General features: G+C 50.2%; 15 protein-coding genes. 7 read left to right on the forward strand and 8 right to left on the reverse strand.

The genetic code is table 11. The features are described 5' to 3' along the window. Nucleotides 1-500: RHS repeat-associated core domain-containing protein (locus ABC502_RS15830; RefSeq protein ID WP_345916602.1), on the forward strand; the 500-nt coding region annotated here is incomplete at its 5' end. A 14-nt stretch (nucleotides 501-514) separates the two neighbouring features. After that, nucleotides 515-694, forward strand: a complete 180-nt coding sequence (locus ABC502_RS15835) for a hypothetical protein (protein WP_345916603.1) — start codon at nucleotides 515-517, stop codon at nucleotides 692-694. 300 nt (nucleotides 695-994) lie between these two features. Here ABC502_RS15835 and ispB read toward each other — a convergent pair whose 3' ends face one another. Next, nucleotides 995-1,966, reverse strand: a complete 972-nt coding sequence (gene ispB, locus ABC502_RS15840) for an octaprenyl diphosphate synthase (RefSeq protein WP_345916746.1) — start codon at nucleotides 1,964-1,966, stop codon at nucleotides 995-997. Between the two features lie 214 nt (nucleotides 1,967-2,180). Between ispB and rplU the strand changes: the two genes are divergently transcribed. From rplU to ABC502_RS15865, 5 genes are all read left to right on the forward strand, one after another. Next, complete coding sequence (gene rplU, locus ABC502_RS15845) at nucleotides 2,181-2,489, forward strand: 50S ribosomal protein L21 (protein WP_091338772.1); 309 nt, start codon at nucleotides 2,181-2,183, stop codon at nucleotides 2,487-2,489. A 17-nt stretch (nucleotides 2,490-2,506) separates the two neighbouring features. After that, a complete protein-coding gene (gene rpmA, locus ABC502_RS15850; protein WP_330087436.1) occupies nucleotides 2,507-2,764 on the forward strand; it encodes a 50S ribosomal protein L27 in 258 nt (85 codons plus the stop codon). Between the two features lie 157 nt (nucleotides 2,765-2,921). Continuing rightward, nucleotides 2,922-4,094 (forward strand): Obg family GTPase CgtA, encoded by a 1,173-nt coding sequence (gene cgtA / locus ABC502_RS15855; protein ID WP_345916604.1) that lies wholly within the window; start codon nucleotides 2,922-2,924, stop codon nucleotides 4,092-4,094. Between the two features lie 20 nt (nucleotides 4,095-4,114). Next, nucleotides 4,115-4,594 (forward strand): type 3 dihydrofolate reductase, encoded by a 480-nt coding sequence (folA, locus tag ABC502_RS15860; RefSeq protein WP_345916747.1) that lies wholly within the window; start codon nucleotides 4,115-4,117, stop codon nucleotides 4,592-4,594. A 75-nt stretch (nucleotides 4,595-4,669) separates the two neighbouring features. Further along, nucleotides 4,670-5,044, forward strand: coding sequence for a DUF3718 domain-containing protein (locus tag ABC502_RS15865; protein ID WP_330087438.1), 375 nt, complete (start codon nucleotides 4,670-4,672; stop codon nucleotides 5,042-5,044). Nucleotides 5,045-5,112: 68 nt separating this feature from the next. Here ABC502_RS15865 and ABC502_RS15870 read toward each other — a convergent pair whose 3' ends face one another. The 7 genes from ABC502_RS15870 to lptD form a co-directional block, all read right to left on the reverse strand. After that, a complete protein-coding gene (locus ABC502_RS15870) occupies nucleotides 5,113-7,122 on the reverse strand; it encodes a methyl-accepting chemotaxis protein (protein WP_330087439.1) in 2,010 nt (669 codons plus the stop codon). A 116-nt stretch (nucleotides 7,123-7,238) separates the two neighbouring features. Next, nucleotides 7,239-8,060, reverse strand: coding sequence for a symmetrical bis(5'-nucleosyl)-tetraphosphatase (locus ABC502_RS15875; protein WP_345916605.1), 822 nt, complete (start codon nucleotides 8,058-8,060; stop codon nucleotides 7,239-7,241). An 11-nt stretch (nucleotides 8,061-8,071) separates the two neighbouring features. Then, entirely contained in the window at nucleotides 8,072-8,446 is a 375-nt protein-coding gene (apaG, locus tag ABC502_RS15880) for a Co2+/Mg2+ efflux protein ApaG (protein ID WP_330087441.1), read from the reverse strand. Further along, nucleotides 8,443-9,252: a 16S rRNA (adenine(1518)-N(6)/adenine(1519)-N(6))-dimethyltransferase RsmA gene (rsmA, locus tag ABC502_RS15885; protein WP_330087442.1), complete on the reverse strand. Its 810-nt coding sequence runs from the start codon at nucleotides 9,250-9,252 to the stop codon at nucleotides 8,443-8,445. The genes apaG and rsmA overlap by 4 nt, the downstream gene beginning before the upstream one ends. Next, nucleotides 9,249-10,262 (reverse strand): 4-hydroxythreonine-4-phosphate dehydrogenase PdxA, encoded by a 1,014-nt coding sequence (pdxA, locus tag ABC502_RS15890; protein WP_345916606.1) that lies wholly within the window; start codon nucleotides 10,260-10,262, stop codon nucleotides 9,249-9,251. Before pdxA ends, rsmA begins: the two co-directional genes overlap by 4 nt. A 3-nt stretch (nucleotides 10,263-10,265) precedes the next feature. Further along, nucleotides 10,266-11,549: a peptidylprolyl isomerase SurA gene (gene surA / locus ABC502_RS15895; RefSeq protein ID WP_330087444.1), complete on the reverse strand. Its 1,284-nt coding sequence runs from the start codon at nucleotides 11,547-11,549 to the stop codon at nucleotides 10,266-10,268. 11 nt (nucleotides 11,550-11,560) lie between these two features. Next, nucleotides 11,561-13,846 carry an LPS assembly protein LptD gene (gene lptD, locus ABC502_RS15900; RefSeq protein ID WP_330087445.1) on the reverse strand — a complete coding sequence of 762 codons (2,286 nt, stop codon included), beginning with the start codon at nucleotides 13,844-13,846 and terminating at the stop codon, nucleotides 11,561-11,563. Between the last annotated feature and the right edge of the window lie 212 nt (nucleotides 13,847-14,058).

The raw sequence follows: 14,058 nt of genomic DNA on the forward strand, positions 1-14,058 counted from the left end.
ATGAAGAAACCGGGCTGCATTACAACTACTTTAGGGATTATGATCCGGAGACTGGGCGGTATCTACAAAGTGACCCGATTGGGTTGGCTGGTGGGATTAATACTTATGGGTATGTTGGGGGGAATCCTGTAAATTTATTTGATTTCTTTGGTTTAAGCCCTGAAGACGTGCGCCGAATTAATGCCATATTTAAGGATGCCGTTAATAGAATGACAAATAATGGGCAGCGAATTTCTCCCGGCCCATGGAATAATTTTAATCGCAGCATTTATGACGTTACTGGTGGTGCTATGGGGAAACCGTATTTTGGATGCTGGGAGCAAGCCAATGAGCTGCTAGATCAGTTGAACGATATGAGTTTCGATGATGATTGGAGTTTTAGAAGAGTAGATAGGATTTTTCCCTTTCCGCATTCTTGGGTAGAAGGAAGCTCAAGTAACCCAACTGATCCTTATGTGACTGCTGATCCGTGGAGAGATACTATGGTTAATCAATATTGATGAAGAGGATACATATGAAGAAAAGTGCCTTCAGTGTATTATTTTGGGTGGTGTTTCTATCATTGATTGGTGCTTTTTTCCAGATGAAATCTGCCATTATCGAGGTCGATGAAGTGTTTTATGGGGCATTAGTTGGCGGTGCAATTGGATTCTTTTTAGGCGTTTTATTCAATCTGAAACGGAAGAATAATTAGTGCAGTAATTATTTTGAAAGAGTGAAAATTATATGAATAAAATTGCTTTGGGCGGATGGCGGAAGTCAGCACTCTTGAGCGTCAGCTAAGTTACCGCTATAGCTTTAAAGGACAGCGTGCTGAAAAAATAGAGGATGGTCAAAGCTGTGCACCAGTTTGTTCTGGCTGGCGGTTGGATTAGCGTTAGCACTGGATTGTTATCGGTAGTACCAGTGCTCTATGGGGCGGGGTATATGGCACCGCACCTGCTGTAACAGGTCGGCGGGGCAATCCCGCCTCCTATCAATAAGAGATAAAATCTTAACTGGAGCGACCGACCGCCAAATCAGCCAATTGCAGCAAGGCCGCTTTGTAGGGGCTATCAGCAAGCACATTAAGCGCTTGCTTGGCTTTTTCTGCCTCTTGCTCCGCTTTACGGCGGGTGTAACCAAAGGCATCGGTTTGTTGCATCGCAGCCATAATGGCTTCCAGTTGTTGCAGACCATTGCCATCCGTGATGGCAGTGCGAATAAGAGCTTGTTGCTCTAGGTTGCCATGCTTGAGGGCATGGATTAATGGCAGGGTTGGCTTGCCTTCAGCCAGATCGTCGCCAATGTTTTTACCAAGCTCTGCCTGATCGGCCTGATAATCCAATACATCGTCAATCAATTGGAAAGCGGTTCCCAGATGCACGCCATAAGCTCGCATGGCATTCACGATGGGTTCAGGCTGCTCGGCCAAAATAGCAGCCAGCTCAGTCGCCGCTTCAAACAACTTAGCTGTTTTGCAGTAAATCACCTGCAGATAATTTTCTTCACTGGTATCGGCGTCGTGCACATTCATCAGCTGCAGCACTTCACCTTCGGCGATTTTATTGGTGGCGTCGGCCAGAATGGACATTACTTCCATTCGCTGTAGCGAAACCATCAACTGAAAGGCCCTGGTGTAGAGGAAGTCACCGACCAGCACACTGGCCTGGTTGCCAAACACCGCGTTGGCGGTTTCTTTACCACGACGCAATGTGGATTCATCCACCACATCATCGTGCAGTAAGGTCGCGGTATGAATAAACTCAATAATGGTCGCCAGGGTAATATGATCCTTACCCTGGTAGCCGACAGCACGGGCAGCCAGCGTGGCTAATAGCGGGCGCAACCGCTTGCCACCGCTATTGACTATGTAGATGCCTAACTGGTTGATCAAAGCAACATCCGATGTCAGCTGGGAAAATATGTGATGATTGACTGCAGTCATATCATCCTGAGATAACTGCTGGATCTGCTCTGGTAACATCAAAAAAGCCGCTTTGCGTAAGGGTTTGAATTAGCGCAATTCTACACCAAGGTTTGGAGTGTCTCCAAGCGAAACGGGATCCTTTTACAGGGACAGGGATCTTTTTCGAATTTGCACTTGCGGGCCTAGGGGAAATTGCGTACAATTCGCGCCCTGTGAATTGAATTAACACGCCTCTCTTTTATGCACAGGCGTGCTTTGTACGGAGTTAACTATGTACGCGGTTTTCCAAAGTGGTGGTAAACAGCACCGTGTGACTGAAGGTCAGACCCTGCGTCTGGAAAAGCTGGATTTAGATGCCGGCGCCACAGTCGAATTTACCCCTTTGATGGTAGCAAATGGTGAGAATATCAGCATTGGCACCCCTGTTGTCGAAGGCAGCAAAGTGGTTGCGGAAGTGGTCAGTCATGGCCGTCATGATAAAATCAAAATCGTGAAATTCCGTCGTCGTAAGCATTCACGCAAGCAGATGGGCCACCGTCAGTGGTTCACTGAAGTGAAAATTACCAGCATCAGCGCGTAATCGAGGAGTACTGAACCATGGCAAGTAAAAAAGGTGTAGGTAGTACCCGTAACGGTCGCGATTCAGAAGCTAAACGCTTAGGTGTTAAGCGCTTCGGTGGTGAGTCTGTGTTAGCGGGTAACATCATTGTTCGTCAGCGTGGAACCAAGTTCCATGCCGGTAATAACGTAGGTATTGGCCGTGACCATACCTTGTTTGCCCTGTCTGACGGCAAAGTGCAGTTTGAAGTGAAAGGCGAGCACAATCGCAAATACGTCAGCATCGTTGCTGAGTAAGCTTCCTGCTGCGATAAAACCCCGCCCTGGTGCGGGGTTTTTTGTATCTGCTAACCGTGAAACAGTCTTCAAAGGTTTTGCTGCGGGTACTTTGGTATATACTAGTGCATTGGCATAGCTCGATGCACCCAATATTCTTTGAATCAGGTAACCACAGATGAAATTTGTTGATGAAGCCGTGATCCGGGTTGAAGCCGGTGATGGTGGGAACGGAATAATCAGTTTTCTGCGTGAAAAATTTATTTCCAAAGGTGGCCCGAATGGTGGTGACGGTGGGGATGGTGGCGACGTGTATCTGGTGGCCGATACCAACCTGAACACCCTGGTGGATTATCAGTTTGAGCGCTTTCACCGTGCTGAACGCGGCCAAAATGGTATGAGTAAAAATTGCACCGGCAAGCGCGGTGAAGATTTGGAATTGCGGGTGCCGGTTGGTACCCGTGCCATTGATATTGATACCAATGAAATCATTGGTGACTTGACCAAAGCAGGGCAGCGACTGCGGGTTGCAAAGGGCGGGTGGCATGGCTTGGGCAATGCCCGTTTTACCAGCAGTACCAACAGAGCTCCGCGTAAAAAGACCAATGGTACCCCTGGTGAGATCCGCAATTTGCAACTGGAATTGATGTTGTTGGCGGATGTTGGTTTGCTGGGTTTGCCAAATGCGGGTAAGTCTACCTTAATTCGCTCTGTATCAGCTGCTAAGCCAAAAGTAGCCGATTACCCATTTACCACCCTGGTGCCAAATCTTGGCGTGGTGCGCGTTGATGCACACCGCTCTTTTGTTATTGCGGATATTCCTGGCCTGATTGAAGGTGCTTCCGAAGGGGCCGGTTTAGGGATCCAGTTTTTACGCCACCTTGAGCGTTGCCGCTTGTTGATCCATTTGGTGGATGTTTTGCCGGCGGATGGCTCTGATCCGGCAGAAAATGCCAAAGTCATCGTGGAAGAGTTGCAAAAATACAGCAGCAAGCTGGCGGAAAAACCACGCTGGCTGGTGTTTAACAAAACCGACTTGGTACTGGACGATGAACTGGCAGAGATCCAGCAACAGGTAGTGACTGCGCTGAACTGGCAAAGCCCCGTATACAGTATTGCTGCAGCCAGCAGTACCGGCACCAAAGAACTGGCCAAAGCTGTGTTCGATTATTTGGATGAACTGCCAAGAGATCAAGAGCAGACAGATGCAGCTGATCCCGAGCAATTCAAGTGGCATGATGACGAGCCGGTCCATAGTCAGGCTGTGCATCAACCCTATGATGATAGCGACGATGATGATGATGATTTTGATGACGACGACTATGACGTTGAAGTGATTTACCAGCGTTAGTGGGTACCAGCATGATTTCGATGATTGCCGCTATGGCGCACAACCGGGTTATTGGGCTTAACAACAGCATGCCCTGGCATATGCCTGCTGATTTACAGCACTTTAAGCGCCTGACCACGGGAAAAACTGTGCTGATGGGGCGCAAAACCTATGATTCGATAGGTCGCGCCTTACCCAACCGACGTAATCTGGTGGTTAGCCGCCAGCCAGCACCTGCAGGTTCGGAGGCTGAGTGGTTTACCAGCCTGGAAGCAGCTTTGGCTGCCACCACTCCTGATGAAGAAGTGATGATCATGGGGGGGGCTGAAATTTATCGTCAGTGCCTGCCAAAAGCAGAGCGGCTGTACTTGACCGAAATAGATGCTGAGCTTCGCGGCGATACCTGGTTTCCTGATTATCAGTCTGAGGCAGACTGGCAGCTTATCAGTGTGGAGCAGCATCAGGCTGATACAAAAAATCCGTTTGCGTATCAGTTTATTACTTTACAACGAGTGGTTTAGCCGCACAAGATTTGCGCAGGCTGCTACATATTGCTACTATCATTTTAATGCTGATGTGAATTTGAGGAGACGTAGATGAAGTTGTTGCCTACTATGGCTTGTGGCGCGGTGCTCGCCGGAGCTGTGTTGTTTGCACCGGTTGCTTCGGCAGATCAGCAACTGGCAGCCTCCATGTGTGACTATGTGGCGGCGGATGATCGTAATCGCTTTCGTAAAGTGCTCAGTGATTACCGGCTACGCTTGCGTAATATCTACGATGGGGTGGTCTGCAATGGCGAGAGTCTGGTCCGGCATGCATTTCGAAGCGGTGCCAACGATGTTGGTGAGTTTATTATTCGTCAGTTGCCTGGATCGCAACTGGCCGAATCTGGTGATGTCGAGTGGGCGCAAGCCAACGGCTTTGGCGATACACCGCTGTTTGCTTCTTTGCAGGAGCGGGCTGGCGATTAACAGACCAGTGTTAGCAATAAAAAAATCCGCCAGTTGGCGGATTTTTTTATTGCTAACACTGGCTTGAATCAGACTTTGAACTGATCGACCGATTGGCGCAACTCTTCAGCCAGGCGGGCCACTTCATGGCTGGAGTCGGAGGTTTGCTCGGCTCCAGAAGCCGTTTCTTCGGCAATAGAAACAATGGACTCTAGCAACTGGCTGATGTCATTGGCCACCTGATTTTGCTCTTCTGCCGCGTGTGCAATTTGCTCACTCATATCCCTTGCCTGATGGACGGCATGTGTAATGGAATCCAGAGCTTTGTCCTGAATATCGGTTTGTGCTACACAGTTTTCAGCTTGCTTTTTGCCTTTCTTCATTGCTTCAACGGCATTCTGGGCACCTTTTTGCAGCACTTCAATCATCGCCTGTATTTCTTGTGTTGATGCCTGAGTTTTGCTGGCCAGTGATCGTACTTCATCGGCTACCACCGCAAAGCCGCGGCCCTGCTCACCAGCCCGCGCTGCTTCGATGGCTGCATTAAGCGCCAGCAGGTTGGTTTGCTCCGCAATACCACGGATTACATCCAGAATACTGCCGATGGAAGCACTATCCTGATTCAGCTTATTGATGACCAGTGAAGCTTGCTCCACTTCGTGCGACAGCTCAGTGATAATTTGTTTATTGGCTTGCGAGATCCCTTTAACCCGCTCGGCTTCACTGTCGGCATTTTTGATCTCTGCCAGCGCATCACCGGCACTTTGCATCACGCCCTGCGAAGTGCTGCTCATTTCGGTGGTAGCGGTTGCCGCCTGAGTCACCTGAGACTTCTGCTCTTTAATAGCACCACTGGTTTGTACCGTAATAGCCGATGTTTGTTCGGAAGCAGCAGCCAGTTGGGTAGAGCGCGAAATGATGCCTTTGATCAACAGTTGCAAGCTATCGATCACCTTATTGCAGTTCCGGGCCAGCTCTGCAAACTCATCAGTGCCTTTGGCATCTAGTTTGCGGGTAAGATCGCCTGAGGCGACCACACCAAGAATTTCGTTCACCCGGTGCAGTGGTTGCGTAATGCTGCGTACTGTCCAGATGGTAATACCTGCCGCCAGCAGCACAGAGATAAACATCACCACGAAATTGAAGTTAACGGCGTTACTGACATTGGCGGCGGAGGTACGTTGAATATCATCCGCAGCACTTCGGGCCAGGGCTAACAGAGCATTGAGTTGGCTTAGACCAGCTGTGGTGTGTTGTTCGGTTTGCGCGAGCAGTGCCTCTGAGGCTTCGATGGATTGCAGGTGTTGCTCTTTAATGCGAGTCAGACCGCTGTTGCCGGAAAGCAGCTGTTCAATATCATTCACTTTATCCGCTAAATCGGACACCAGATCGAGGCTGCCAGCCTGTTGTTGTATACGAGCAAAATTTTGCGTTAGCTCGCCAAGCCGAAAGGTCAGCTCATTCGATACGGTATTTGCAATCAGTGCATTTTCGGTGCGAATGAGATCCACGGCAGTACTGACCAGGGTGTTCAGGCCCATCTCAATCTGAGTTGCGGCTTCATAGGCTTCCGGGAAGCGTGTCCGAACATCACGCAGATCAGTAAAATCAAGAATGAACATGGCGGCATCATCGGCAGCCGTTTCCAGTGCCTCCATGCGTTGATTCATGGTATCGCGCAGCGTTAAGCGATTGGTCAGTTGCTCAAACAGACGGGTGCTGGCCGGTAGGTAATCAGCATACACCGTGCTGACTTTGTCAAAGGCCGCGCGCAGCTCTGCTTCATTTTGCAGCGCCTGCTGCAAGCCTTGGGCTGACCGTTCGTAATTTGCTTGCTCTTGATTAAACTGACGCCGGAAATTCGCAATCTCGTCCAACTCACTGGCATAAAAGGCCTGCAAGCTGATTTTGCTCATAATGCCGAATTGGCTTTGCAAAGCGCCACTGTTTTCCAGAGCCGGAATGGTAACCTCGTTGACCTGGGTGGTGGAGTTGTTGATGCTGTTCAGGCTAAGGTATGCAGAGATACCGATGATCAGCAGCAGTAAGGAAATGATGCCGAAGCCACCAATGACCCTAAGCGCTACAGTTAACTTCATAAAAACTCCCGATGGACTGGTCTAGAACACATGTTCGGATTAAGCCAGTTGAATCAGCCATTTGTTTAGCCAGGTTTGGACTAAACGCCACATAGAAAGCCTGGGCTCATAGTGAGTCAGGGCCTGATGATGGCTGATTTTTTTTGGTATCCCTGAACACTATACCGCTGTTTTGTCTGAATACAATAGGCGCTGAGCAGATTCCCCCAGACACAGCCGGTATCCAGCGCAATTGCTTTTGAATGTGGACACTTACCATTGAGCGCAGCCCAGTGACCGAACAAGATGGTGGTGTTTTGCTGTTGCGGCCAAAAATGGTACCACGGAACTAAGGAGCTGTTGTCGGGCCCACTTTTTTCTTTTAACTCCAGGCTGCCGTCTGGCAGACAAAAACGCATCCGTGTCAGTGCATTAATGGTAAAGCGTAGCTGATCGGAGGGGCTGTCTGTGGGCGACCAGTGGCTAGGTTCGTTGCCATACATAAAGGCCGTCAGACTGGCCGGATCTTGCTGCAGCCATGAGGCGACTTTTTCCGCTTGCTGCATGGCGAATGTTCTGCTCCATCCTGGTGGGATACCCGCATGCACCAGTAGGTAGTCTTCATCGGGGCTGTGGATAAGGGGCTGCTGCTGCAGCCAGTGAATCAGCTCTGGAAAGTCTGCTGCCTGCAACAGCGGTTCCAACTGGTCTGCAGGTTTAATATGGCCATGACCATAGTGGCTGGCGATCAGATTAAGATCATGATTGCCAAGCACCGTGATGGCGGCAGAGCCCAGACTACGGACGAAACGAAGCGTTTCAAGTGACTTGGGGCCACGGGCTACCAGGTCGCCACAGAACCAAAGTTGATCCTGCTTTTCATCGAACTTCAGCTCTGCCAGCAGATGTTGCAGTTGATCATAACAGCCCTGAATGTCTCCAAGCACATAACTGGCCATGGTAATACCGGTTAATTCAGGATATTCGGTAGTGCCAGGCGAAACAGCGGAATAGCCACCTGGAACTCATTGCGCTTGTTATCCTGCATAATGTAATGCCCCTGCATGGTACCGACGGGTGTTTCCAACACGGCACCGCTGGTATAGCTGTAACTTTCATTCGGTGCCAGCTCAGGTTGCTCACCAACAACCCCTTCACCATCGACTTCAACCTGCAGTCCATTTGCATCGGTAATCAGCCAGTGACGACGCAATAACTGCACTTTCTCCAGGCTGTTATTTTGAATGCGGATGGTGTAGGCGAATACAAATTTATGTTGTTCTGGTTGAGACTGCGCAGCAATGTAAAAGGTTTCGGCAGAAACTTCTATGGCTGATGGATTCATGACTTGGTTGTATCCTGTTGCGTCGCTAACCACTGGGCTATGCGGATAAAATCATCCACTGACAGCTGTTCTGGACGTTGGCCTGGATCCAGTCCAAGCGCGGCGAGTTGCTCGGCAGTAGCCAGATTGCCTAAACAATTACGTAAGGTTTTTCGGCGCTGATTAAAGGCTTCAAGACAGACCTGGTTCAGTATCTGTACCGGCACTTGCTCGGCTTCAGGCCTGGTTCGCGGCAGCAAGCGCACTACGGCAGAGTCTACTTTGGGAGCTGGCTTAAAGGCGCCAGGGCCTACCTCAACCACAGGCAAAGCGTCACAGTAGTACTGAGTCATAACGGACAAGCGGCCAAAGGCCTTGCTGCCCGGAGCTGCTGTCATACGCTGTACCACTTCCTTTTGCAGCATAAAGTGCATGTTCTCAATCAGATGGCTGTATCGGAACAGATGAAACAGCAGTGGAGTGGAGATGTTGTACGGCAGGTTGCCGAAGATTTTCATGTTCTTACCGGGCTGCGCTAAGGTTGAAAAATCAAACTTCATTGCGTCGGTTTGAATGATGGTCAGTTTATCTGCCAAGGTCGGGTGCTGTTGCAAGCGGGCCGCAAGATCGCGATCCAGCTCAATGACGGTCAGGCGATCGGTACGTTCCGCTACCGGCTCGGTAATGGCACCAAGACCAGGACCTATTTCAATCAGGGTTTCGCCTGGTTGTGGTCGGATAGCTTTTACGATGCGCTCAATCACGACGGGGTCGTGCAAGAAGTTTTGGCCAAAACGTTTTCTGGCTTTATGTTCGGGTTGGTTCATGCGTTTGTGGATGCTCCGGCTGACGTTTTTTTGGCCCGCTGAATAAGTTGAATGGCTTGCTCGACAGCATGCAACAGGCTGCCTGGATCGGCCTGGCCAGTGCCCGCCAGGTCAAGTGCAGTTCCATGATCGACGGAAGTACGAATTAAAGGCAAGCCCAGGCTGATATTCACAGATTTGCCGAACCCCATATGCTTAAGGACCGGCAAGCCCTGATCGTGGTACATGGCGAGTACGACATCGGCATCGTTCAGATACTTAGGCTGAAATAAGGTATCGGCAGGCAGGGGCCCAACCAGGTCCATGCCTTGCTGCCTTAAGGCATTCAGGGTTGGAATGATGATATCCAGCTCCTCGCGGCCAAGGTGGCCGTTTTCACCAGCATGAGGGTTTAAACCACAAACATAGATGCGGGGCTGAGCAATGCCAAATTTCTGCTGCATATCCTGATGCAGTACCTGCAGTACCACTTGTAAGCGCTCGGCCGTGATGGCTTTAGCTACATAAGCCAGGGGAATGTGCGTGGTTGCAAGTGCCACCCGCAAGCCCTCTGTGGCCAGCATCATCACTACATGACTGCTGTTGCACTGATGGGCGAAAAACTCGGTATGGCCACTAAAAGGAATACCTGCCTGGTTGATAATTCCTTTATGGACAGGGCCGGTCACTATGGCTGCAAACTGGCCCTGAATAGTGTGCTCACCGGCAAAACGCAGGGTTTCTACCACGTAAGGGCCATTGGCTTCATTCAGGATGCCGGCTTGCACTTCCTCGGCTGTTTGAAATGCCGCAAGTGTCAGACTACCTGCACGTTGTGGTTTTGCTGCTGTCTCTGGTTGATAAGGCAGCAACTCTACCTGAATACCAAGCTGCTTAGCACGCTGCTGCAATAGCCTGGCATCTGCACAGACTACCAGTTCAACCGGCCAGTCACGACTGGCCAGTTGCAATACCAAATCAGGTCCTATACCTGCTGGTTCACCTGGAGTGATGCCAAGACGTGCTGTCATGACTTAATCCACAATTTCAATGTAGGCTTCATCTCGTAGCTCACGTAAGAAGCTGGTGGATTCTTCATTAAAACGACGATTGAAAATCATCCGGTAGATTTGTTCACGCTGCCGGTCTGCCGTTGCATCAACGGAGCGACGATCCAACAGTTGTACAACGTGCCAGCCATGCTCTGTCCTGAAAGGCTCACTAATTTCATTGAGCTCAAGCCTCAGCAGGGTGTCACGAAACTCGGGTACGAAGATATCGGGTTCCGCCCAGCCAAGGTCGCCACCGCTATTGCGGGAGCCCGGATCTTCGGAGTGTTCCCTGGCAAATTCAGCAAAGTCAGCGTTGCCGGCCCGGAAATCGGCAACAAAGCGCGCCAGCCGATCCCTTGCCCGTTCTTCGCTCACAATGATGGAAGGGCGGATCAACACATGGCGGGATTTTGTTTCCAGAATTTCAGCGACATTTTCGCCACGGATATCAAAAATGGTCAGGATGTGGAAGCCGGCACCGGAGCGTAGCGGGCCAATCAGATCACCGCGCCGTTTGCCGCGAATGGCTTCTGCAAACAAGGTAGGCATTTCATTGATATTCATCCAACCCATATCACCGCCTTCCAGTGCCCGGCTGCCAGATGATGAGGTAATGGCTTGCTGGCGGAAGTCTGTACCATCCTTTAGCAACTCAAGCACCCGCTCAGCCTGACGGCGAGCCTGCTCAATGTCATCGGTACCTGGCTGGCTTGGCAAACCAATCAGAATATGGCCGATGTTGTACTGCTCGGACGTTGCACCTTGCTCCTGCATGACGCGCAACAGGCTTTCCACTTCTTGCGGGCTGATGTAAATACGGCGCTGGACTGCATTGCGCATTACTTCACTGGTGGTGATCTCTTCACGAAGACGCTCACGGAATTGCTGGTAGCTGCCTTCTTCCCGCTCTACCTGGAGCCGGAACTGGTCTAGCGTCATGTTCTCGCCTGCGGCAATACGTTGAATGGTTTGATCAAGCTGAGCATCACTGATCTGCAGGCCCATCCGATTGGCCATTTGCATTTGCAGACTGGTTTCTATCAAGCGCTCCAGTGCCTGTACCCGCAGTACTTCGTCGGATGGTAAGCCTTGTCCCTGAGCCGAAGCATTGCGTTTTACCCGCTCTACGATTTCACGTACTTCGGATTCCAGTACGACACCACTGTCAACAATAGCTGCAATGCGATCGATTTCTCGTTCAGCAGCATAGCTTTGCGGCAATGCCAGCAAACTACCGAGCAGTACAATACAGAAAAGTAATCTCATAAACCCCTACACTAATTATTCAATAAATATGGACGACGATAATTGAAGATGCCATTAGATAACATGTCTGTGACGCCAAAACCAGTGTTATCGCCAAAGCCTTTTAACACAAATTGCAGCGATATCCCGTGATCAAAACGGCTAGGTGCCACCAAATCGAGCTGATCCCTGCCAAGCTCTGCTACAATTTGTCGTCTTGCCACAACACGGACCGCCCAGCAACAGGATTCATATTGTATTCCCAAATGGGCATCCAGCATGCGGCTGCGTTCTAAATCGTAGTAATAGCTACTCACAACTTGCCAATCATCAGCAATCGGCATGGTGCCTAGTATGCCAAGCTGGCTTATTTCGTAATCTGAGACAGCCCTGCTGTAACGATGGTTCAATTGGAACAGTTTTTTATCATCACCCCGGTAATCCAGGGTGGCGTTACTTTTGATCAGATTCCGGCTATCGCTGTCATATTGCACGCCGGCACTGACGAACCAACGACGATGCCATTGCCACATCGCTTCTGCAGCTAACATCGACTCGATACTGGTCAGGTTTTGCTGGTGCGGATCAGTTTGCTCGGTCGGTGGTTGCAAAAAGATGATCTGGCCTAAACTAAAACGAAATTGCTCCCGGTCGGTTGCATCGTAAATACGACTGGTAGCACCTATCGTCAATTGATTGGCTTCATTGATACGATCAATACCGGAAAAACGGTTTTGCCGAAACAGGCCAAAGTAATCGTCTTGCAGCCGGGTAGTATCGAATAAACCAATATTCGTTTGATCGCGATAGGGGACATACAAATACTGCAATTGTGGCTCAAAGGTCTGATGTGAGCCTATTGCTTTGCCTGTTAAGGCCCGCTCAAAATTTAACTGAGCCCGCAAACGAAACTTAGGTAGAGTACGTTGCAACCTGTTGTGTTCTTCCGGCAAGCCAGATTGGCTGTTTTGCTGGTAGCGTGTATGCATTAAGCTGGCTTCTGCCACCAGTTCGGCACCAGGTGTGATCAGAGGAAGCCTGATTTCTGGCTCCAGATGCATTCGGTGCGCTGATTGGATCAAAGCGGCATCATTACGAAAATAGGCGTAGTTGGCATGCCAGTCAAACTCAAGCATGGCAACTGGCAACGGTGCTGGTGCTCTTAACTCAACCTGCGGTAAGGCAGCATAGGCTTTGTCGTGATCTCCGAGTACCGAGAACCCCTGCAGCTGGATAGTGGCCTGCAATTGCTCACCAAAGTATGTCAGGTTAGCCTGTTTCAGTAACTGCGTATCCGAAGCGTTGGCGTAATCGGAGCCTAGCTCCGTTAAATAGGCATCATCACTGACATCTGTCAGATCCAGGGTTGCACGCCAGCGTGGGGTAAAGTCACTCAACTGCTGATAGTGCGCCAGGTAGCGCTCTCCAAGATCCGTTCGTTCGCGATCTTTTGCCATGTATTCAAACTGCATCAGCCCTTGATGTGCCTCTGTCAGGTACCTGAACTCGGTTTTTAATTGGTAACCCCTATTGGTCATAAGGCGGGGAGCCAGTGTCATATCGTAGTTCGGTGCAAGGTTCAGATAATAGGGCAGTTCTAAATCTATGCCTAACCGCTGCGAGTTGCTTATTTTTGGTAACAACAAGCCGGAGCGTCGTTCATCGGTGATCGGGAAGGACAAATAAGGCAGATACAGTACAGGAACATCTTTTACCCGAAAAACACTATGCCAGGCTTCACCCCAGCCCTCATCGGCATTCAGGTGAATGCGCTGTGCGTGCAATGCCCAGCTGTCATCACCAACCGGACAGGCGGTAAAACTGGCTTGTTCCAGCTGGAGCTGATGCTCTGTTGCCGACAAAACATGGGCTGCGCCCCGGCCTGCCTGGTTAATCAGGCGGTAGTCGGCTTGTTGCAGCTCAACACGATTGCTGGCTAAATCTGCCTGAAACTGCTGACTACGTACGGCAAGGGCGGCACTGTAATAATCAATACCACCTTCGGCAAAGATTTGTTGTTGGCTCTGATCAAAGCGTGCCTGAGGCGCCTGTAATAAGGTATCACGATAGCTGACGCGAACATCTCCCAGAAAGCTCGCTTGCTGGTTGGCGTTTAAATGCAACCCATCCGACTCAATCAGGAGCTGGTTGTTACTTTTATCCAGTGGTCCTGTGGCTGGTGGTAGCTGTACAGGAGGGTAACAGCTCAGTGGCAAAGCGGCATCAGCAGGTTCAGCTTCCGCGGCAAAACCATTCGTTCGTACACAGAGCGAAGCCATCAGACAGGAGATCACCAGGCTGGTCAAGCGGAATGTCATTTGTTAGCTAAACCTTGATTCATCATAGAGGAAAGCGCAGCGGCATATAATAAAGCAAATTTCGAATGGCTGCTATGCTGATCTCTGGCGTCATTATAGAATACACGATCTCTGTGCTGGTGCGCTAACTGAGTGCTGGTATAATAGCCGCTAAAATTTATACCAATGAGGGTGACTTTCTGAAAACGCCAGTTTACTTACTGTATCTTAAC

This window comes from Alkalimonas sp. NCh-2 (genome assembly GCF_039631345.1).
Lineage (GTDB): Bacteria > Pseudomonadota > Gammaproteobacteria > Enterobacterales > Alteromonadaceae > Alkalimonas > Alkalimonas mucilaginosa.